The organism is Paenibacillus sp. AK002 (genome assembly GCF_053903045.1).
The window spans coordinates 197,843-219,781 of sequence record NZ_CP096377.1; the positions used below are offsets into that span (position 1 = coordinate 197,843).

The window sequence follows — 21,939 nt, forward strand, 5'->3', positions numbered from 1 at the left end:
CCCTTAATCGGCCTGTTGTTTTTTCCGAATATAGGTGGATAGTAACATAAATACGGCCAAATATCCTGCCAAAACCATGAAATTGTCCAAGCCCGGCGCTTCTCCGCGCACGATCGACCAGGCGCCTCCGCCGAAATGGTAGGAAGGCATCCACTTGCCGATGGCCTGCATGATGGAAGGCATCGCTTCGATCGGGAACCACATCCCGCCCGTAACGGCCAGTCCCAAGTAGATGCCGTTGCTGACGCCGCTTGCCGTATCGACCCGTTTCATGGAGCCGATCAGGGTGCCGATGGCAAGAAACGGAACGGATGCGATCAGAATCCATAGTCCGCTGAGCAGCCACTGTCCGAAGGTGAGGGAGACGCCGTTAATCAGGTAGCCGGCTACGAAAATCACGATGATGCAGAGCAGATGCATAACCGTCTGCACGAACATTTTGCCGAAGAAGTACACGCTGCCGGGAAGCGGCGTTACACGCATGTATACGGCCCAGCCCTGTACTCGCTCCTGAACGAGTCGTATGCCGAGGGACATGATGGCGGTACCCATGACGCTGAAGGATGCCATCGACATGAGATAATGCGCCTGCCATTGTCCGGCATCGTCCGCTCCCGTATTCACGACGCGGGTAAAGATGAAATAGAACAGGATCGGCATCGCCAGCGACCAGAAAATATAATACGGATTGCGTACCATCCGAAGCAATTCCATTCTGCATTGTAAGGTAATCAGTTTCCAGGTTGTCATGATTATACGGCCTCCCCTTGATCCATCGTTAATTGGTCGAATGCTTCATCCAGGCTTCCTTGATCGATGCGAACGTCGCGTACGGCGAGCCCGGCTCGGAACAAGGCAGCCAGCGCCGTGTCCGTATCATCCGTGACGGCGTTCAAACGGCCATTGTTCTCAAACACATCGGTGACGCCGGGCACTTCACGCAGCAGCTCCTTGACCTGCCGGTGGTCTGCATCCACGATAAAGGAGACAGACTTTCGGGTCAGCTTGGATTTGATCGCTTCCGGCGTGCCGTCTGCAGCCACCTGACCCTGATGGAACAGCAGAATGCGGTCTGCCATATCGTCCGCCTCCTGCAGGTAGTGCGTGGTGAACAGGATGGTTTTTCCCTGATCGGCCAGCTTGCGCACCGTCTGCCAAAATAACCGGCGTGCCGAGGTATCCAGGCCGACCGTCGGTTCGTCGAAGAATAACAGCTCGGGATTGCCTGCAATCGCCAGCGCAAAGCTGAGCTTGCGTTTTTGGCCGCCGGACATTTTTACGGCCCATTTGTTAAGCTCCTCGGGAGTAAGCCCGCTTAGCAGGGCGATGTCGTCAAGCGACAGCGGATTCGGATAATAGCCGCGAATGAGGTTGATGATCTCGCGTGTGCGGAGTCCGTCCATGACGCTGACTTCCTGGAGCATGGCGCCGATTTTCTCTCGGACCTTCAAGTCCTTCGGGCTTTGGCCAAACAGGAGAACCTTGCCTTCGCTGGCGTCCTTAAGGCCCAGCATCATGGAGATGGCGGTTGATTTGCCGGCCCCGTTAGGACCGAGAATGGCTGTGATGGATCCTTTTTCTATCGTAAACGACACTTGGTTGACGGCTTTTTTGCTCCCGAACATCTTGGTTACCTGCCGCAGCTCTGCAATAGGTTCATGGATTGGGTTTGTCATGGAATCGCTCCTCCGTAATCGAAATGATCTGTTCTCATCATACGAAAGCGAAGGAGTTGCCGTTAGTAAAGGATGTCATCACTTCGGAGTGACTTTTGTCATGTTGGATTCTTCGGGGGAGTAGGGGAAGTAAGATTATGAACAAACAGGGGCGATTTCGGATATGGTGTATGCGTTTACAAATGCGATTTTAAAGGGCCGGATCCAGTTTCACGTCCGGTTGTCTTCTCTTGACCGCAGGAGTGCCTTCAATTATAGTGGGTACAGTAGGAGCAATCTATAATATAGAAGGAAAAAGGTGGCTTGAAACATGTCTGAGAACATCTACGTCGGTGTCGATCTTGGCGGAACAGCTATTAAAGTTGGAATATGTAACGAAGAAGGGCATCTTCTGCAGAAGTACGAAGGGCCGACGGAAACAGCCAAAGGCGTTGACACGGTTATTGACAACATTGAGAAATATGTGCGTCACATTGTGGAAGAATCGCCATACAGCTGGGATCAACTTGCTGGTGTGGGAGCTGGTTTCGCCGGGTTTACGAATATACGTGAAGGCATCATCATTCTGGCACCGAATGTAGGATTTAAAGATGTACCGATTCGCGCACTGCTTGAAGAGCGTCTCGGCAAGCCCGTCAAAATAGACAACGACGCCAATGTGGCTGCCCTGGGTGAGGCTTGGAGCGGCGCAGGACGCGGCGTTGAGAACTGCGTATGCTACACGCTCGGAACCGGCGTGGGCGGGGGTATTATCGTAAACGGCAAAATTTATCAAGGCTTCGGCGGCATGGCCGGCGAGCTTGGGCATATCTCGGTCGTGCCTGATCTGGAAGCCATTCAATGCGGATGCGGCGAAATGGGCTGCCTGGAGACGGTTTCATCGGCAACCGGTATTATCCGCATGGCGAAGGATGCCGTTGAGCGCGGCGATCGCACTTCCCTTGCGCATGTGGAGAGCATTGCGGCGAAGGAAGTGTTTGATGCTGCGAAAGCGGGCGATGAAGTCGCCATTCGCATCGTGAATCGCGCAGCTTATTACCTCGGCAAATCCATGGCAGCCGTTGCGGCCGTGTTAAATCCCGAAGCGTTTATCATCGGCGGCGGCGTATCCAAAGCCGGGGATATTCTGTTTAATGAAGTTCGTGCCGTATTTGCTAAACTGACACCGGAACCGCTTCAACGCGGCGTACGGATCGTTCCAGCTGAGCTTGGCAACGACGCCGGCGTTGTTGGCGCAGCCGGTTTGCACTTGCGTTCGTAGTATTATTCACCATACATCGTCTGATCTAAACTTATAAGGGAGGGAAAGCTGATGCTGGAAGCAGCCGACCGCGGCAGCAACACATCATCCATGGCCACCCTGATCATCATCACCGGGATGTCGGGAGCAGGTAAGACCTTGGCCGTACAAAGTCTGGAGGATCTTGGATTCTTTTGCGTTGATAACCTGCCCCCGGTGCTCATTCCGAAATTCGCGGAGCTGATCGATCAATCGAAGGGTAAGATCGGCAAGGTTGCATTGGTCATCGACCTGCGTGGCCGCGAATTTTTCACCGCTTTATCGGAATCGCTGAATTACATCAAGGACCACTTCACCATTCACTGCGAGATTCTGTTCCTGGATGCCACGGACTCTGTGCTTGTTCAGCGTTACAAGGAAAGCCGTCGCCGCCATCCGCTCGCTCCGGAAGGCATGCCGCTCGACGGTATAAGGTTGGAGCGCAAAATGCTGGATGAGCTGAAGAATTCGGCCACCCAGGTCATCGATACCAGCAACATGAAGCCTGTGCGCTTGAAGGAGAAGATCATCTCTCGCTTCACGCATTTGGAGAGCAGCACGTTATCGGTTAATATTACGTCTTTCGGATTTAAGTACGGTATTCCGATTGACGCCGATCTGGTGTTTGATGTGCGTTTTCTGCCCAATCCGCATTATGTGGAGCATCTGCGGCCCAATACCGGCCAAAACAGCGATGTATACGAATACGTCATGAAATGGCCGGAGACGCAAGCTTTTCTGACCAAACTGCTCGATATGCTGCATTTCTTGATCCCGCAGTACCGCAAGGAAGGCAAGAGTCAGGTGATCATCGGCATTGGCTGTACCGGCGGGAAGCATCGTTCCGTAGCGATTGCCGAGTATCTCGGCAAAATGCTGGGCGTCAGCGAAACGGAGACGGTATCGGTGAGCCACCGCGATTCTGAGCGGGATCGGCATTAATTAAGGGAAGTGATAAATGTGGCTGTGCAAGCTAGAAAGCGCCCCCGCATCGTCGTGATGGGTGGAGGAACCGGGCTGTCCGTCATGTTGCGGGGACTCAAGGAAAAGCCTCTCGATATTACGGCCATCGTCACCGTTGCGGATGACGGGGGTAGCTCCGGCATACTGCGTAGCGAGTTGCAGATGCCGCCTCCGGGAGATATTCGTAATGTACTGACGGCACTCGCGGATGTGGAGCCGCTGTTATCCGATATATTGAAATACCGTTTCAAGAATGGCTCGGGACTGGCCGGGCACAGCCTCGGCAATTTGATCCTGGCTGCCATGACGGATTTGCACGGTGATTTTGTCACGGCAGTCAAGGAGATGAGCCGGGTTTTTGTTGTTCGCGGACAGGTGCTGCCCGCAGCGGGCGAAGCTGTCATTCTGCATGCGGAGATGGAGGACGGCACGATTGTGACCGGCGAATCCAAAATCCCGGAGGCCGGGCGCCGCATCAAGCGGATCTTCCTGGAGCCGGAACATGTGGAACCGCTGCCGGAAGCGCTGGAAGCGATTCAACAGGCCGATGCGATTCTGATCGGTCCAGGCAGCCTGTACACCAGTATTTTGCCCAATTTGCTGGTTCCCAAGCTTGCCGAAGCCATTGTCTCGTCCGAAGCGATCAAAATGTTTGTGTGCAACGTGATGACGCAGCCGGGAGAAACCGATAATTATACGGTGAGCGATCATTTGCAGGCCGTTTACGACCATATTGGTCTTCATCTGTTCGATTATGTTATTGTTAATGATGGTGAGATTCCGCCTCAGGTTCAGGACAAGTATGCACAGAAGGGCGCGAAGCCCGTTCTGCTGGACCGCGATGAGGTGACCAGTCGAGGATATAAACTTATTGCCGATAAGCTTGTGCTATTTAGAACATACTTAAGGCATGACGCTGACAAGCTGAGCAACCATATTTTTCAGCTGGTACAGGATTGGATTACACGAAAGGGGTGAGTACCTTGTCCTTTGCGGCACAGACGAAGAAAGAACTGACGATGATCGAAAGCCAGAGCTGCTGTGAAAAAGCCGAACTGTCCGCGCTCATTCGGATGAACGGCTCTGTTCAGCTTTCGAACAAAAAGGTAATCCTGGATATTTCGACGGAAAATGCCGCGATTGCAAGACGTATTTATTCCTTAATTAAGAAGCATTTCCAGGCGCATACCGAACTTTTGGTGCGTAAAAAAATGCGTTTGAAGAAGAATAACGTATATATCGTTCGTATTCCCGCCCAGGTTCAGGAGATTCTGAAGGAGCTTCGCATCGTTTCCGAAGGCTTTCTGTTTCAATCGCGCATCGACGAGCAGATCGTTCGCAAAAATTGCTGTAAGCGGGCTTATCTGCGAGGTGCCTTCATGGCAGGCGGATCCGTGAACAACCCGGAGGGGTCTTCGTACCATCTGGAAATTGCCTCGATGTATGAGGAGCATTGCCAGTCCCTGGTGGACCTGGCGAATGAATTTCATCTGAACGCACGCTGCATCGAGCGAAAGAAGGGCTTCATCTTCTACATCAAGGAAGGCGAAAAAATCATCGAATTCCTCAATTTGATCGGTGCCCATCAGGCCTTGTTCAAGTTCGAGGATGTCCGGATTATGCGGGACATGCGCAATTCGGTGAACCGGATCGTAAACTGCGAGACCGCCAACCTAAACAAAACGATCGGCGCAGCCGTCCGTCAGATTGAGAACATCAAGCTGCTCCAAAAAGAAGTGGGTCTTGAGAATTTGCCCGATAAACTGCGGGAAGTGGCAGAGATTCGGCTGGCTCATCCGGATATGAACCTGAAGGAAGTCGGCGAATTGCTCAAAGGAACCGTCAGCAAATCAGGCGTCAATCACCGTCTGCGCAAAATCGATGAATTGGCCGAAAAGATTCGGAATGCTTAAGATTTTTTCTTCTAGTGTCCTGTATGGTAAAATGGTATAATATTATAAAATGTCAATCGCGCTTTCAATGCAGCAGATTTATTAGATAGGGGGTAATTTTCATGACAAAGCACCCGGTAGTCGTTCGGTTAAAGACGGGTCTTCACGCCAGACCGGCCGCGCTGTTCGTTCAGGAAGCGAATAAATACTCATCTGAAATTTTTGTTGAAAAAGATGATAAAAAAGTAAATGCCAAAAGTATCATGGGAATTATGAGCCTTGCGATCAGCTCAGGAACGGAAGTTTACATTAGTGCTGAGGGAGCTGACGCTGAGCAAGCGGTTACTTCACTCGTGAACTTGGTGAGCAAAGAGGAACTCGAGAACCAATAGGGTAACCGTGATTCAAGTTTAAGAAAAGTCTTGTTACAGCAAGGCTTTTTTTGCTATCAGGCGAAGGCGCTGCCTTTGGATTCTCGCTGTTTGTCGCGTACATAAGAATGGATGGAAGAGAAGGGGCGGAGACATCCGTCCTTTTTTAAATCCGTTTTTGGGTCGCCGTCAAAGCATTGGGAATAAGCATCGAAGCATAAGCTCCACTTGGTGGGGTTATTTTGCGTTGTTTTCCGAATCGTAAGCCTTCGTTTAACTTCAGTTTAACTTGCTGATATATTCTCTTCTTACAGACAATATAAAGGGATGGGAAGGGAAGGGAATACAATGAGTTCAACGGGTACTGCTGTACAGGAAATCACGCGCGAAGAACAGGCCGGGAGCAAGAAGGCAGGTTCCCAGGCGTTCTTCCGGTTATTGAAGGAAACGAAACCGCCGATGCTGCTGCTGATCGGGGCGATCCTGCTGAATGTGATCTCAACCTTGGTCGGGCTTGTCATACCGATGTTTACGAAGAGCCTGGTGGATGGCTTCTCGCTGACGGATATGAATCGGTCCCATATCATTGGGCTCGGCATCGCGTTTGTGGTGCAGACGATTGCTGCCGGGGTCTCGATTTTTCTGTTAAGCTATACGGGACAAAAGATGGTGGCTGCCCTGAGGGAGCGGCTGTGGAAAAAGCTGCTTGTGCTGCCGATCCGCTATTTCGATCATAACCGGTCGGGGGAGTCGGTCAGCCGGATGACGAATGATACAGGAGTGATCAAAAGCCTCATATCAGACCATGTGGCCGGATTCTTCAGCGGGATTATCTCCATTGTGGGTTCCATTGGGGTGCTCCTTTATCTAAACTGGAAAATGACGCTGACGATGTTTATCGTCATTCCGATAGCGGCGCTGATCCTTGTCCCGCTCGGCAGGAAGATGTACAAAATATCGCTGGGCATGCAGGACGAGACGGCGTCGTTTACGGCGAATATCAGCCAGGTGCTGTCGGAAATTCGGCTGGTTAAAGCCTCTAATGCGGAGAATAGAGAGTATGAGAACGGGAACAAAGGCATCACCAACCTGCTGAATTTCGGTATCAAGGAAGGCGTAGTCTCTGCCTGGATCGCACCGCTGATGTCTTTTGTGCTGATGATGCTGCTGGTGGTGGTGATCGGGTATGGCGGACTACAGGTATCCACCGGAGCACTGACCGCGGGAGAACTGGTTGCGTTCATCCTGTACCTGATTCAGATCGTCATGCCGATGACGCAATTAACGACGTTTTTTACCCAGCTGCAGAAGGCGAAGGGAGCGACGGAGCGAATATTGGAAACCCTGGATGCAGACGAAGAATCCATTACGGCCGGTGACGAGGTGGCGGATGCCAACCAGCGGGTGTCGATCGAGAACCTTTCGTTCGGGTATAAGCCCGATGAGCTTGTGCTGCATGATATCAGCTTTCAGATGGAGCCGGGGACGGTCACGGCCGTGGTCGGGCCGAGCGGCGGAGGGAAAACGACGCTGTTCTCCATGCTGGAGCGCTTCTACCTGCCACAGAAGGGACAGATCCGCTTGGGCAAGACGCCCATAGATACCTTCTCCTTACGCTCCTGGCGCGGATTGATCGGCTATGTATCGCAGGAAAGTCCGATGATTGCCGGAACCATACGCGACAACTTATGTTACGGAATGGACCGGGAAGTGAGTGACGCTGAGCTCCGAAGAGCGGCAGAAATGGCGTATGCCGATGGATTTATTGATGAGCTGCCAAGCGGCTTTGATACGGATGTGGGCGAACGGGGCGTGAAGCTCTCGGGCGGACAGCGGCAGCGGATTGCCATCGCCAGGGCTCTGCTGCGGGATCCCAAGATCCTGATGCTGGACGAAGCCACCTCCAGTCTGGACAGCCGTTCCGAGATCGAGGTGCAGAAGGCGCTCAAGAACCTCATGGCTGGACGGACGACGATTATTATCGCGCACCGGTTATCCACGGTGGTGGGGGCCGATCAGATCATATTTATAGAAAAAGGAACGGTGACCGGCCGGGGAACGCATGATGAATTGATCGGGCAGCATGATATGTACAGGGAGTTTGCCGTTCAGCAGCTGCAGATGAATGAGGCAATCGAAGCTTAAAAGCAGCATGTAGAGCCATAGAAGGAAGGGGGGCCATCATGGCAAAAATATTGGTTGTGGACGACGATCCGAACATCCGCGAACTCATCAAGGTGTTCCTGGAGGAGGCGGGGATGGAAGAGGTGATGGAGGCCTCGGATGGCGTCGAGGCCCTGTCCGTGATGGAGCAAGTTTCGGTCGATCTGGTCGTGATGGATATCATGATGCCCAATATGGATGGATGGGAGCTCTGCCGGGAGATTCGGAGGAATACCGGCATTCCGGTGCTGATGCTGACGGCCAAAGGGGAAACGAGACAGATCGTAAAGGGCTTTGAGCTGGGCACCGACGATTATCTGGTGAAGCCCTTCGAGCCCGCGGAGCTCGTCGTTCGCGTCAAAGCGCTGCTGAAGCGGTATCAGGTAGCCGCATCGCAGACGGTGACCATCGGCAAGCTGCAGATGAACCGCAGAACCTATGAGGTCAAGGCGGGCGAAGAGGTCTTTACCCTGCCGCTGAAGGAGTTCGAGCTGCTCTTCAAGCTGGCCAGTTACCCGGGGAGCACGTTGCCGCGCGACCGGCTGATCGAAGAGATATGGGGATATGACTTTGAAGGGAACGAACGCACGCTGGACGTTCACGTGAATCGGCTGCGGGAACGGTTCCCGGAGGAGAAGTACCGGTTCAGGATTCGAACGGTACGCGGCCTGGGGTATCGACTGGAGGCAGGTGAGGGCTGATGAGGAGACCGCTCAAAATCTTGTGGAAAATCGTTCGGGAAACGATTCAGACCATCCTGATCTTCGCGGTCTTGGGAGCGTCATGGACGGCGGCGACCTACGTGACGCGGTTTGTTTACAACTGGACGGGAACGCCGCCATGGGATTATGCTGTCCAGTTGATCGACTTGTTTGTCGGCGTCATCATTTTCTTCCTGTGCATGCTGGTCGTAGGGATGTTCTTCAAGCACAGGCAAATGGCCATGCTGAATTCCATAACGGATGCCATGCGCCGGATCTCCCAAGGGGATTTCAGTGTGAAGATGGATGAACACCAATGGCGCGGGGAGTTCAGGATGATTGCTTCCGGCATTAACGACATGGCCGGCGAGCTGGGGCGCATGGAGACGATGCGGCAGGATTTCATTTCCAACGTATCCCATGAAATCCAATCCCCGCTCACTTCGATTCGGGGGTTCGCAAGGGCGCTCCGAAATCCACGTCTCACCGAGGAGAAGAGAGCCCGTTACCTGGAGATCATCGAGGGAGAGGGCCGCCGTTTGTCGCAGCTGAGTGACAATCTGTTGAAGCTGTCGTCTCTGGAAGGCGATCAGCCTGCCTTCGAAAGGGCCCGTTACCGGCTCGACGGGCAGCTGCGCGCGGTCGTCTTGGCGCATGAGCCGCAGTGGCTGGCGAAGCGAATTCAGGTGGATCTCGATCTCGCCGAGGTCGAGATTGAGGCGACGGAGGATCTGCTGAGTCAAGTATGGACCAACTTGCTGCACAACAGCATCAAGTTCACGCCCGAGGACGGCATGATCACCATCGTGCTGAAGGCAGGGGAAGACGGAGCCGAGGTTACCATGACCGATACGGGGGTCGGGATGTCGGACTCCGATCAGCTGCATATCTTCGAGCGCTTCTACAAAGCGGACAAATCGCGTAATCGCGCGGCTGGCGGCAGCGGGCTTGGGTTGTCGATCGTGAAGCGGATCGTGGATATCCACCAAGGGAGAATAACGGTCCAATCGGAGCCGGGGAAGGGATCGGCATTTACCGTGGTGGTGCCATACAAGAGTTCCGGTGAAACGAAGCAGTGATCGTGTGCGGCTTGGTGCTTGGATTTATATAAAGTTTGAGGCAGCTGGAGCGAGCTTGGATAACATAGAAAATCGGTGATGGTTGCTGCTCTCTTTCAGGAACTGGGGAGGGCATGGAACGGGAGTGATTTGTCTTTTCTGAGCAAAGGTGGTCACTGCGTGGAAATATGGCTGGCATCCGGGCACTTTTAGTAGGGGACGGGTCGTAGGCCATCAATAAGGAGTAAGGACAACAAGTCCTTACTCCTTATTGAGTTATACGTGATGCGATATGTACAAGCTTTCCGCTGACGGGGAGAGTATGTGATTAGCTAAAACAGTGCAAATAGCAGGCGTTCGTACAAGCAGTAGCAATACAAGTCATATGAGCCGTATGAGCAATTCAAACATTAATAGGAATACAGGAAGTCAAGCCTACCAAAAGCAATTAATGCAAGCAATACAAAAAAACAGGTAGGGCAAGCTATTCAAGTAATGAAAGTGACTCAAGCATTATAAGGAGTACACGCAATACAAGCATTACACGCAATATAAGAAACAAGCGATATAAGCCAAACCAGTAATACAAGTAATTCAGACATTACAAGTAAGTCAACCAACTCAAGCAACTCAAGCAACAAGTGATCCAAGGCATTACAGGGATGATACGAGAGCAATATAGCTTTTCCTGGCAATCTCGGGAATTTATCGGACACCATAGACCTTATTTGCCAAAATCACGGCCATATTTGGAAATAGCGGACACTAGATCCGTTATTCAAGAATTTGTATAGGCAAATGCCGCCTTTTTGAAGGAATAACGGATCCTCGGTCCGGTCATTTTCGAAAAGTCCCTATTTTCCCTCGAATAAGGTCCTCTCGGTCCGTTAGCTGCATTAAAGCAGGATGCAGCCATCGTATAACCATCGAGTGGGCTCCAAATGATAACATGCAGATGTCATTCCATAGTGTACGATAACAAGCAGATGTCATTCCATAGCCACACGATAACATGCAGATGCCGTAGCCGTGATGATAACAGGCGGGTTCACTCTAACGGTCCAGCCGGACCATAGGTTGCTTCTTTGAAATGCCGACAGCCATCCAAGCACACTCCGAGGCCACTCACCGTGCGGCACAGGTGTAGTAGGCACGGTGTATGCAGCCGCACGGCAACAGATCGGTGAAGCTGGTTCAGCTGCACCGTTACAGCACCTTCTCCAGAAAGCTGATCGTCCGCTCATGTTTCGGGCTGCCGAACACCTCTTCCGGCGGACCTTCCTCTACGATATACCCGCCGTCCATGAAGATGACCCGGTCCGCAACCTCGCGGGCAAAACCCATCTCATGCGTGACGATCATCATCGTCATGCCCTCGCGTGCCAGGTCCTTCATGACGCCGAGCACCTCGCCGACCATCTCCGGGTCCAGCGCCGAGGTCGGCTCGTCGAACAGCATGATGTCGGGATTCATCGCCAAAGCCCGGGCGATCGCTACGCGCTGCTTCTGGCCGCCTGACAGCTGGCTAGGGAAAGCGTCAGCCTTATCGGAGAGGCCTACTCGGTCTAGCAGCTTCAGCGCCGTGGCACGTGCCTCGGCGGCGTTTTGCTTGCCCAGCTCGACTGGGGCGAAGGTAATGTTCTTCAGCACGTTGAAGTGCGGAAAGAGATTAAAATGCTGGAACACCATGCCGATGTTCTCGCGCGCCTTATTGATGTTCGTTTTAGGGTCATTGATATCCTGATCATGGACGAAGACCCTGCCAGCCGTAATTTCCTCCAGCCGGTTGATGCAGCGCAGAAAGGTGCTTTTGCCCGAGCCCGATGGCCCGATTACGCAGACAACCTCGCCTTCCTGGACTTGCATATCGATTCCCTTCAGTACCTCGTTCGTGCCAAAGCTCTTCTTCAGTCCTTCTATGCGGATTTTATCCATGACGCACCTTCCTTTCCAGACGGTCCGAAATTTTCGTCAGAATTGTGATCACGACCAGATACATGATGGCCACCACGAGCCAGATATCAAACGAGGCGAACGTTCTCGCAATGATGATCTTTCCGGATTGGGTCAGCTCGACCAGACCGATCACCGACAGGATGGACGTATCCTTCAGCGTGATCACCAGCTGGTTAATAAAGGTCGGAATCATCACTTTGATCGCCTGCGGAATGATGATTTTCATCATGGCTTTGCGGTATGGCAGTCCGAGTGAGCGGGCCGCCTCCAGCTGCCCGGGGTCAATGGATTGAATGCCGCCGCGAATAATCTCCGTGACATAAGCGCCGGCATTCAAGCTCAGCGTCAGGACCGCTGCGACGATCGGCGACATCGTAAAGCCGAACGCCTGCGGAATGCCGAAGTAGATGAAGAAGGCAAGCACCAGCAGCGGTATGCCGCGGAAGATGTCTACGAATACGGTAGCGATGCCCCGGAGCCATCGATTGCGGCCGACTTTCATGAAACCGAAGATCAGCCCTAAGAAAAACGCAAAAAACAGCGACACGATGGTCAGCAGCAGCGTATTGCCAAGGCCCTTCAGCAGGGAAGGCAGCGACTCCACGATCAATCCCCAGCGGCTTTGATTCGCCGCGCTTACGGCATTCTCCCCGATATATTTTTCCTTAATGCGATCGTACTCTCCACTTGCCTTCAGATTCACCAAGCCGGCGTTGAACTTCTCCAGAAGCTCCTGGTTCCGTCCCTTGCTAACGGCGAATCCGTAGGAGGCACCGGGTTCCATCTCCGTAACGATCTTCAGTCCGTTGTTCTGTTCCACTCCATAAGCGAGGACGGGAAAATCGTCAAAGCAGGCAACGGAATTGCCGGTTTTGACATCGTCATACATTTGGGCGGAATCGTCAAAAGGCACGATGGTGAAGCCGTACTTGGAGGATATGGATTCCGCGAAGCTGTAACCCTCCGTACCGGTTTTGACGGCAACCTTTTTCCCTTTTAAATCCTCATAGGATTTGATGGATTCCTGGTCCTGGCGGATGGCCATGACAACGCCCGAATCAAAATAGGGGTCGGAAAAATCGAATTTCTGCTTCCGTTCATCCGTGATACTCATGCCGGCAATGACGCCGTCGACCTGATTGGCTTCCAGTGCCTGAACCGCCGCATTGAAGCCGAGCGGCTTGATCTCGTATTTGAAGTTCTGGTCTTTCGCGATCGCATCCAGGAGATCCATATCGATGCCGACAAATTTGCCGCTCGCATCCTGGAATTCAAACGGGGCAAACGTAACGTCCGTTCCGATCTGATAGGTTTTGCCGGAGGCTGGCTCTCCCGCCGCGCTTACCGTCCCATAGGGAACGCCAACGGCCATGAGGAGCAGCAGTGACATGAACACGTAGAATACACGCAATGATTTCATAATGACCTCCTGTTCTTAACACCGTGTAAGTTAGTTACCCATTAAGGCTTCCATGTTAAACAGCAGCTTCCGGCTTCATTCGGTATCTTATTTGGCTAAATAGCCAATCATGCCTAGAAATACCAATGAATTGGGCGTAAAAAAATTATTACAAGAAAAATATCAAAACGCTCCGATTCGGATGCAACATTTACCAATGCCCTCACGTTAGAAGGGTAAGGCAAGCATGGCAGCGATGCCAATATTGAAGGAGGCTGACAAAGATGAAAAGATGGGTCAAACAAGTAGGTTCTATCATGATTGCAGGCGCACTGCTGACTGGCAGCACGGCTTGGGTCGGGTTGAGCGGAGCAACCGAGGTGCACGCGGCGGAGGCAGCACAGCAAAACCTTCTTACCGTACTTGGTAAAGGCGAGATCTCGGTGAAGCCAGATATCGTTTATCTTTCCATCGGGGCAGAATCATATGCGGAAACCGCAAAATCCGCACAGAAGAGCAATGCGCTGAAAATGGATAAGATTACGAAGCTGTTGAAGGAAACCTGGAAGATCGACGACAAGGATATCAAAACCGAGCAGTTCTACGTACAGCCTAACTATACGTACTCCGATGAGAATGGACGTAAAGTGAAAAATTACACCGCCTATCATTCCCTGGAAGTTACGCTTCGCGATCTGAGCAAGGTCGGGGATCTGCTCGATGCAGCATCCGAAGCCGGCGCCAATTCCATTGGCAACGCCCGTTTCTCGGTTGAGAACCGCGATGCGTTCGAGGCTCAAGTGATTGATAAGGCGATGGCGAATGCAGACCTGAAGGCACAAGCGATGGCAAAGGCGTCCAAGCGTCAGCTCGGTATCGTGCTGAACATTGTGGAAGGTTCCGTTGGCGTAGATACCATCTATGGCCTCCAAAAAATGGCAATGGAGGCTCAGTCCACGGCAGCGGACGCGGGCGCAAACACCTCTGTGAAGCCGGGCGAGATCAAAATCACGACACAGCTGTACGTGCAATACCAGCTGAAGTAGTTCGCTGTAATCGACGCAGCATGCGAGAAAACCGTTCATTCCGGTCTTTATCGGGTGAACGGTTTTTTCGCATGTCATTTAAAAAATGAAATACCATTTTCCGGTGCCATATCCGGCCCTTCCCCTGTCGAAATACTCAGAAAAGTGTTGTGTATAGGGGGAAAACGAGGTATAGTGAATATGCGAAAAACTGAACTTTGATCTAACGTTTAAAGCCATACCCATGGATATGGCTTTTTTTTCTTAGTAGAGACTTCTAACCGCCTCCACCCTTAAGAAACGGATTCTGCCAACCTGAGCACAACAGGCAGTAGGACCGTTTCTTCTTAGTGGAGAACGTTTTTGTGCATACTGGTAATAGGATGTACACATGGAACGAACAGGTCACATTTTGAAGAAGGGGTTGATGCATGTGATTGAACTTGTCCAGATCGAGAAGCATTTTCAGGGACAAGCGGTCGTGCATCCGCTGTCGCTCTCCATTAAAGAAGGGGAATTCCTGACTTTGCTGGGCCCCAGCGGCTGCGGCAAAACGACGATTCTCCGAATGATAGCAGGATTCGAGCAGCCGACCGAAGGACAGGTATGGCTGGCGGGTCAGAATGTGACGGATATGCCTGCGAACAAGCGGGATTTGAATTTGGTATTCCAACACTATGCTCTGTTTCCGCATATGACCGTAGAAGACAATATCGCTTTTGGACTGAAAATGAAAAAAATGCCGCGTCAGCTCATCAAGGAGCGCGTGGACGAGGCTGTCGCGATGACGCAGCTGACCGCCTTGCGGGAACGCTTCCCGCACCAGTTGTCCGGCGGACAGCAGCAGCGCGTGGCCATTGCGCGCGCCATCGCCAACAAGCCGAAGGTGCTGCTGCTGGATGAACCGCTCGGCGCGCTGGATTTGCAGCTGCGGAAGAACCTGCAGTCCGAGCTCAAGCATTTGCAGCGGACGCTCGGGATAACGTTTGTATATGTAACGCACGACCAAGAGGAAGCCATGATGCTGTCCGACCGGATCGTCATCATGAACCATGGACGGGTAGAGCAAATCGGCACGCCGCGCGAGATCTATGCGAGACCGCAAACGCTGTTTGCCGCCACGTTTGTAGGGGAGAATAACGTCTTCTCCTCGCCTGAGGGGCTTTTTGCCGTACGGCCGGAGAAACTCATTCCCCAGCGGGAATCGGGTGCCAAGAAGAGCGGCGTGATTGAGGATGTGCAGTACCTCGGCAGCGTTCATAAGCTGCTGGTCCAATTGGACGATGAGCCGATGAAGGTCACGATTGCCCTCGATATCTCGGATGACCATCCGTGGGAGGTTGGCGAACGGGTTGGGGTGAACTGGAACGCCAAGGATGAGGTGATCATCGGACCATGAGGAAATCAAGGTTCCTGTTGACTCCGGTGCTGCTGTGGTTATCCCTGTTCCTGATCGTTCCGATGCTGATCGTGGTCGGCATTTCCTTTCTCTCGCGGGATTCGCTCGGGAATGTCGTGTTTTCCTTCAGTCTGGAAGGATACAAGACTTTTTTTGATCCATTATATTTGGGCATCTACTGGGATACCTTGGTACTGTCGCTGCTGACTACGGTGATCTGCTTGTTAGTCAGCTATCCTTTGGCCTATTATATAGCCAACGCTTCCCCGCGTATCCAAACCTGGGGATTGATTCTGATCACGGTTCCGTTCTGGATCAACTTTTTGATTCGAACCTATGCGTGGGTTCTGCTGCTCCGGACGCAAGGCGTGGTAAACAGCCTGCTGCTGTGGGCGGGATGGATCGACGAGCCGATTCAGATGCTGTATACGTACGGCGCCGTACTGCTCGGGATGGTGTATAACTTCATTCCGTTCATGGTGCTGCCGATTTACGTGGCCTTGGAGCAGATGGACAAACGTCTGCTGGATGCGGCTAGCGATCTGGGCGCTTCCAGATGGAAGGCATTCCGTCATATTACCTTGCCTCAGAGCAAGTCTGGCATCATGACGGGTGCGGTTCTGGTCTATGTATCGACTTCGGGGATGTTTGTCGTTACGGATATATTGGGAGGCGCCAAGTCCTCCATGATCAGCAATATCATTCAGCAGCAGTTCCTGGGTGCGCGCAACTGGCCCTTTGGAGCGGCGTTATCGGTTATTTTTGTGATTACGTCCCTGGTGCTGATCCTGCTCTTTAACCGGGCGATGCAAGCCCGCCATCAACGCGTAGGGGAGGGGAGATAAGTGAAAAAGAAGAATCACCCGCTGCTCGGGATTCACTCTTTCCTTATGATGGCTTTCATCTATGTACCCATCGTCATGATTATCATCTATTCCTTTAACGATACGCGGCTTAGCGGCAATTGGGAAGGCTTTACGATGGATTGGTATGTGTCGCTATTCCAGAATCGGCACGTGATGGAAGCGCTGATGAACAGTTTGACGGTGGCCGTCATCTCGACGATCGTTTCCACCCTGCTCGGGACCGCAGCGGCGCTCTCGCTTCGGAATTTGGGGCGTAAAGGCCGCAGCGGCATGAATGGCCTGCTGTATCTGCCGGTCATCATCCCGGATATTATTATGGGGCTGTCGCTGCTGGTGCTGTTCAGTCAACTGAACATGCCGCTTGGCAAGACAACGGTGATCATCGCCCATATCACGTTCAGCTTGTCGTATGTGTATGTTGTGGTAACGGCCCGACTGTCGGGGATGGGCAAACAGCTCGACGAGGCTGCCCAGGATTTGGGCGCCACGCCTTGGCAAACATTCCGGCACGTCACGCTGCCGCAGATTGCACCGGGCATTATCTCCGGCGCATTGATTGCTTTCACGCTGTCGCTGGACGATTTTATGGTTAGCTTTTTCGTCGCCGGCCCAAGCTCAACAACGCTGCCGATCTATATATACGCTCAGGTGAAGCGCGGCATCTCGCCAGAGATCAACGCGCTGTGCACGTTGCTCATACTGGTCAGCATCACGCTGATCCTGTTAGCCCAATATATTCTTAACCGCGGCAATGGGCAGAAGAAACACAAAACATTACCGATCTAAGCGATAGAAACGCTTTTTTCGAAATAAAATGAAAACATGCAAGTGGAAAGAGAGGAGATATTGAATTGAAAAAATCAAGATGGACCCGCCTGCTGACGGCAGGCATGGTTGCGGTATTGTCTGTAGGACTGCTGGCCGGCTGCGGCTCGGATAAGGAGACGCTTCATATTTACAGCTGGGCGGATAACTTCGATCCCGAGGTGCTGAAGGACTTTGAGGAGAAGTTCGACGTGAAGGTAACCTACGACAACTACGCGAACAATGAAGACCTGCTGGCTAAAATCAAGGCTGGCGGCAGCGGTTATGACCTCATTCAGCCGTCCGATTATATGGTCAAAACGATGATTGAATCGGAGCTGCTTGAGCCGCTTGACATGAATAATATCCCGAACTTCGTCAATATTACGGATACTTTCAAAGATCCGTCTTATGACCCGGGCAATAAATATTCGATCGTTTACACGTCCGGCGTAACGGGAATTGCATATAACAAGAAGTATGTGAAGGACGAAATCAACAGCTGGGAAGACCTCTGGAATCCGGAATACAAGGGCAAAGTCCTGCTTCTGGACGACAACCGGGAAATGATCGGCATGGCGCTGAAAAAGCAGGGGAAATCCAACAGCAGCACGGATGAGGCGGAAATCACGGCTGCATCCGATGAGCTGAAGACACTGCTGCCGAATGTCCTTGCGTTTGATACGGACAATATCAAGCAGAAGATGATTCAGGAGGAAGGCTGGATTGCCACGGTTTGGTCCGGAGACGCGGCGTTCATCGCGGCGGAGAATCCGGATGTGGCGTACGTGGTGCCTGAAGAAGGAGCGACCATATTCTCGGACAACTATGCGATTCCTAAAGGTGCGAAGAATAAGGAGCTGGCCGAGAAATTCATCAACTTCATGATGGAGCCTGAAGTCAGCGCCAAAAACTATGAATTTATCGGATACAGCAATCCGAACACCAAAGCGATGGAATTCCATAGCGAGGAATACCGCGCCAATACGATGATCAACCTGACGGAAGAAGAGCTGGGCCGTACCGAGTGGCTTGATAATGTCGGTGACTCGCTCTCCGTCTATGATCGTTTATGGACCGAACTGAAGAGCGGTCGTTAGTATAAGCTTCGGTTCTTCATATTTTTGTAATAAAGGAAGCCTGTCCCCTAAGGGGATGGGCTCTTTTTTTTGCAGAGCAGAATGAGACATTAGTCCCGAAGTGGGAAGAATTGGCCGATTTTCAGGAATTCCACCACAACTTCAGGATCCCTTTCGTTGTTATATATAAGGAGGGTGTATACCGTTTAGACCCGTTTTTTATAAATGGGGTATCCCGAAAAGGAAGAAGCAGCTTGAGTGATCTGACGAGCATGGGGTTTATTGCTTTGATTGTTGCAGGAATCGCGGCTGTTTTATTTCTAAATTTTTTCGGGAAAAGCGCGCTGCATCTGCTGCTGACGAGCATTCACAGTGCACTCGTTGGCATCGGCTTGATTCTTCTTGCTTACGTTGTACAAGGCAGTGAACTATTGCTGCTTGCGGGTTCAAGTGCTCTCTTGTTCGGTGTGTTTCTTAGCGCAGCGGCGTTCGTCCGGAAAGAATCATGAGAATGTATAGGTCCTATGGCATGGAGTCAAAATTGTCATTCACTTTGTTACCAATACATTGAAAGCTTTCCTTATAATGATTAAGGGTAATAGATTAACAACTAACGGAAACTTAATTTAACAAAGGTGGAATTCTGATATGAATCCTAAATTTCGTGTATGTGCATCATTAATTGCTACTAGTGTCCTGCTTGGTAGTCTTGGTTTGAGCGGACAGGTCATCGATGCAAGCGCCGCTAAGGCACCCGTTTCCGCCAGCCAAAAAACGTCGAAGAATGAAGTTGTACTGAAATGGAACGGCAAAACCTTGTCACAAAAAGGTCTAGTGCTGCATGGGGTAACTTATGTGCCAGCGACCGCTTTGCGGGATGGTCTGGGGATGCCTCTTAAATATGATTCCAAAAACCGCACGTATACACTGGGTAACGGCTATAACAAGCTGAGCGCCGCCGTGTATGCTGCAAGCGAAATCGGCATTCTGGTGAACGGTTCGTATGCCGGCGAGCCTGGCGGACAGATCATCAATGGACGTCTGTATCTGCCGTTCAAAACGATCAGCGAATACATGGGTGTTCAGGGACAGTGGAATCCTTCCTTGAAAACACTGAGCATGACACAGAAGAAGCTGAATGACATTACCATTAAATCGGTTGCGCTCAAGAAGAATATTCAGGGCGTAGACGCTGTTGTGAATTATCCTGTAATCAGCGGACTCGATAATGCGGAGGTCCAAGCCGAAATCAACAAAGTGTTGAAAGAAAATGCGTCCGGCGTAATCACCGGTGCGGAAGGAAACGCCGAGGAATTCCCGCCGTCGGAATCCAGTTTCCCTTACGAATTCAGCGGTGACTTCGTGGTCCATTACAACCAGAACGACATCCTGAGCATTACGGCGTATGATTATTCGTACACCGGCGGTGCCCATGGCATGACCTTCCGTAAAAGCTTCACGTTCTCCTTGAAGGACGGCAAGCAAATGAAGCTGGGGGATTTCATCAACATGCAGGGCAAGAACAAGCAGAAGCTGAACAACCTTGTGCTGAGCAAGATGAAGAAAGAGGGAGGTTACCTCGGCGGTTTTGAGGGAGTGCCTGCCGATGCCGACTTCTACGTGAAGGATAACGCGGCGGTGCTGTACTTCCAGCTTTATGAGTACACCGCCTATGCCTATGGATTTCCTGAGTTTGAGCTGAAGCTGAAAGAGTGGAAGTAAGAGTTACGATAGCGATTTGTGTAACTTGCAATCATTTATTAATTAATAAAGTTTCACTAGATACATGATGCTGTCCTGATGTAACACTGTGCCGGAACCAGTTGTGAAAAGTCCCCTGATCACGTGAGCGTGGAGTGTATACTCCTGCTTCCTGCGGTCAGGGGATTTTCGCGTTATCGAGAGGCTTGCCTCGATGACAACATGCCTGTCTTGTACATCTTGCACACTGTTTCTGCTCCCTGTACACGAATGGTTCGTAGTCCGTGGCAAGCAAGCCGTTCGGTGAAATCCTACATGAAAGCAGTGAGGGTGGTACTCTTTTATTTTCCCTCCCCTCAAGTTAAGGCAGGCCTTTTAGGAGGGGAGTCTTACCGCTTTAGGTTTTATTGAAAAAGTTGTCCCCTCCAGTGAGAATATCCCTGGTGGAGCAACGCGTTCGCCTTTGAAATCGGGAAACCTCCATATCTATTCATTCCAGTTTCCTGATTTCAACAGCGACCGAAGGGGATATTCTCACTCTCTTGAATCGAACTTTTTCAATAACTCCCCTTCAGAGGATAAGAAAGGGCAGGCACCGGATAACGGCGCCTGCCCTTTACTTCTTCTTTTATAAGCCTTGCGGTGGTGTGTTTTCCAGTACTTGATCGATCAGGCCATACTCTTTGGCTTCGTCAGCCGTCATGAAGTAGTCGCGATCAGTATCCTTCTCGATGCGCTCCAGCGGTTGGCCGGTGCGTTCGGACAGGATGCGGTTCAGCTTGTCGCGCATTTTCAGAATGCGGCGGGCACGGATTTCAATATCCGTGGCTTGACCTTGTGCGCCGCCGAGCGGCTGGTGAATCATGATCTCGCTGTTAGGCAGACCGTAGCGTTTGCCTTTGGCGCCTGCGTTGAGCAGGAATGCGCCCATGGAAGCAGCCATGCCGACACAGATCGTCGAGACGTCCGGTTTGATGAACTGCATCGTATCGAATATCGCCATACCTGCGGTAATGGAACCGCCAGGGCTGTTGATGTAAAGATGAATATCCTTCTCGGGATCCTCAGCCGACAAGAACAGCATTTGGGCAATGATGGAATTGGCGACCACGTCATTTACGTCGGAGCCGAGGAAGATAATGCGGTCTTTCAGCAATCTGGAATAGATGTCGTACGCCCGCTCACCGCGGTTGCTTTGTTCAACGACCATAGGTATAAAACTCACGTGGAAAACCTCCTCTTAAGTACCTCATATAAATACTGTTACCGTATTACCCACATGATAAACAATTTAAATCAAAAAGTCAAAGAAAGTCAAACTATTGAGTAAAAAAAAGAGCCGTTATGGGCACTTTAGGGTAATCAGTATAGAGAATAAATGTTATAATGGCGCGCCCGCGAGGAATCGAACCTCGATCTCAGGCTCCGGAGGCCTACGTCATATCCATTGGACCACGGGCGCACAAAAATCAGCAACGAAGTTGATTATACCGCATCTATTTGAAAAATACAATAGCGGACAAAACTTTGTTCCTATTATATAGACGAGCCGGTAGTTGGCCATAATGTATAAGAATGCCTGGGGTAGAGAAATATACTTTCGGACA

Annotated in this window: 20 protein-coding genes and 1 tRNA gene; 15 read left to right on the plus strand and 6 right to left on the minus strand. The window is 51.6% G+C overall.

What is annotated here, in order from left to right:
* Positions 1 to 3 precede the first annotated feature (3 nt).
* Complete coding sequence (locus M1D70_RS00970) at positions 4 to 750, minus strand: ABC transporter permease (protein WP_009593634.1); 747 nt, start codon at positions 748 to 750, stop codon at positions 4 to 6.
* Positions 751 to 752: 2 nt separating this feature from the next.
* On the minus strand, positions 753 to 1,676 hold the full coding sequence (locus tag M1D70_RS00975) for an ABC transporter ATP-binding protein (protein WP_009593643.1): 924 nt from the start codon (positions 1,674 to 1,676) through the stop codon (positions 753 to 755).
* A gap of 310 nt (positions 1,677 to 1,986) precedes the next feature.
* Between M1D70_RS00975 and M1D70_RS00980 the strand changes: the two genes are divergently transcribed.
* From M1D70_RS00980 to M1D70_RS01015, 8 genes are all read left to right on the plus strand, one after another.
* Positions 1,987 to 2,937 (plus strand): ROK family glucokinase, encoded by a 951-nt coding sequence (locus M1D70_RS00980; protein ID WP_009593637.1) that lies wholly within the window; start codon positions 1,987 to 1,989, stop codon positions 2,935 to 2,937.
* A gap of 51 nt (positions 2,938 to 2,988) precedes the next feature.
* On the plus strand, positions 2,989 to 3,897 hold the full coding sequence (gene rapZ, locus M1D70_RS00985) for an RNase adapter RapZ (protein ID WP_009593644.1): 909 nt from the start codon (positions 2,989 to 2,991) through the stop codon (positions 3,895 to 3,897).
* A 57-nt stretch (positions 3,898 to 3,954) separates the two neighbouring features.
* Positions 3,955 to 4,896, plus strand: a complete 942-nt coding sequence (locus M1D70_RS00990; protein ID WP_175320789.1) for a gluconeogenesis factor YvcK family protein — start codon at positions 3,955 to 3,957, stop codon at positions 4,894 to 4,896.
* A gap of 5 nt (positions 4,897 to 4,901) precedes the next feature.
* Positions 4,902 to 5,831, plus strand: coding sequence for a DNA-binding protein WhiA (gene whiA / locus M1D70_RS00995; RefSeq protein WP_009593666.1), 930 nt, complete (start codon positions 4,902 to 4,904; stop codon positions 5,829 to 5,831).
* Between the two features lie 101 nt (positions 5,832 to 5,932).
* Positions 5,933 to 6,202: an HPr family phosphocarrier protein gene (locus tag M1D70_RS01000; protein ID WP_006207570.1), complete on the plus strand. Its 270-nt coding sequence runs from the start codon at positions 5,933 to 5,935 to the stop codon at positions 6,200 to 6,202.
* A 327-nt stretch (positions 6,203 to 6,529) separates the two neighbouring features.
* Positions 6,530 to 8,326 (plus strand): ABC transporter ATP-binding protein, encoded by a 1,797-nt coding sequence (locus M1D70_RS01005; RefSeq protein ID WP_456288886.1) that lies wholly within the window; start codon positions 6,530 to 6,532, stop codon positions 8,324 to 8,326.
* Between the two features lie 38 nt (positions 8,327 to 8,364).
* Entirely contained in the window at positions 8,365 to 9,045 is a 681-nt protein-coding gene (locus M1D70_RS01010; RefSeq protein WP_009593667.1) for a response regulator transcription factor, read from the plus strand.
* Positions 9,045 to 10,124, plus strand: a complete 1,080-nt coding sequence (locus M1D70_RS01015; protein ID WP_456288887.1) for a sensor histidine kinase — start codon at positions 9,045 to 9,047, stop codon at positions 10,122 to 10,124. Before M1D70_RS01010 ends, M1D70_RS01015 begins: the two co-directional genes overlap by 1 nt.
* Positions 10,125 to 11,309: 1,185 nt before the next feature.
* Here M1D70_RS01015 and M1D70_RS01020 read toward each other — a convergent pair.
* Together M1D70_RS01020 and M1D70_RS01025 are read right to left on the minus strand one after the other, a co-directional pair.
* Entirely contained in the window at positions 11,310 to 12,038 is a 729-nt protein-coding gene (locus M1D70_RS01020; protein ID WP_009593636.1) for an amino acid ABC transporter ATP-binding protein, read from the minus strand.
* Entirely contained in the window at positions 12,031 to 13,431 is a 1,401-nt protein-coding gene (locus tag M1D70_RS01025) for an amino acid ABC transporter substrate-binding protein/permease (protein ID WP_456290374.1), read from the minus strand. Before M1D70_RS01025 ends, M1D70_RS01020 begins: the two co-directional genes overlap by 8 nt.
* A 311-nt stretch (positions 13,432 to 13,742) precedes the next feature.
* Between M1D70_RS01025 and M1D70_RS01030 the strand changes: the two genes are divergently transcribed.
* From M1D70_RS01030 to M1D70_RS01060, 7 genes are all read left to right on the plus strand, one after another.
* On the plus strand, positions 13,743 to 14,504 hold the full coding sequence (locus M1D70_RS01030; RefSeq protein WP_009593657.1) for an SIMPL domain-containing protein: 762 nt from the start codon (positions 13,743 to 13,745) through the stop codon (positions 14,502 to 14,504).
* Between the two features lie 406 nt (positions 14,505 to 14,910).
* Positions 14,911 to 15,882, plus strand: coding sequence for an ABC transporter ATP-binding protein (locus tag M1D70_RS01035; protein WP_009593655.1), 972 nt, complete (start codon positions 14,911 to 14,913; stop codon positions 15,880 to 15,882).
* A complete protein-coding gene (locus M1D70_RS01040; protein ID WP_009593648.1) occupies positions 15,879 to 16,727 on the plus strand; it encodes an ABC transporter permease in 849 nt (282 codons plus the stop codon). Before M1D70_RS01035 ends, M1D70_RS01040 begins: the two co-directional genes overlap by 4 nt.
* Positions 16,728 to 16,772: 45 nt before the next feature.
* Positions 16,773 to 17,534 (plus strand): ABC transporter permease, encoded by a 762-nt coding sequence (locus M1D70_RS01045; RefSeq protein WP_175320787.1) that lies wholly within the window; start codon positions 16,773 to 16,775, stop codon positions 17,532 to 17,534.
* Between the two features lie 65 nt (positions 17,535 to 17,599).
* The gene (locus M1D70_RS01050) at positions 17,600 to 18,652 is read left to right on the plus strand and encodes an ABC transporter substrate-binding protein (RefSeq protein ID WP_009593633.1); all 1,053 of its coding nucleotides are present in this window, start codon (positions 17,600 to 17,602) and stop codon (positions 18,650 to 18,652) included.
* A gap of 233 nt (positions 18,653 to 18,885) precedes the next feature.
* On the plus strand, positions 18,886 to 19,140 hold the full coding sequence (locus M1D70_RS01055) for a hypothetical protein (RefSeq protein WP_456288888.1): 255 nt from the start codon (positions 18,886 to 18,888) through the stop codon (positions 19,138 to 19,140).
* 139 nt (positions 19,141 to 19,279) lie between these two features.
* Positions 19,280 to 20,353, plus strand: coding sequence for a PdaC/SigV domain-containing protein (locus tag M1D70_RS01060; RefSeq protein ID WP_096777145.1), 1,074 nt, complete (start codon positions 19,280 to 19,282; stop codon positions 20,351 to 20,353).
* 607 nt (positions 20,354 to 20,960) lie between these two features.
* Here the strand turns inward: M1D70_RS01060 and clpP are convergent.
* Both clpP and M1D70_RS01070 read right to left on the minus strand, forming a co-directional pair.
* On the minus strand, positions 20,961 to 21,557 hold the full coding sequence (gene clpP, locus M1D70_RS01065; protein ID WP_009593635.1) for an ATP-dependent Clp endopeptidase proteolytic subunit ClpP: 597 nt from the start codon (positions 21,555 to 21,557) through the stop codon (positions 20,961 to 20,963).
* Between the two features lie 162 nt (positions 21,558 to 21,719).
* A tRNA-Arg gene (locus M1D70_RS01070) sits at positions 21,720 to 21,794 on the minus strand.
* Between the last annotated feature and the right edge of the window lie 145 nt (positions 21,795 to 21,939).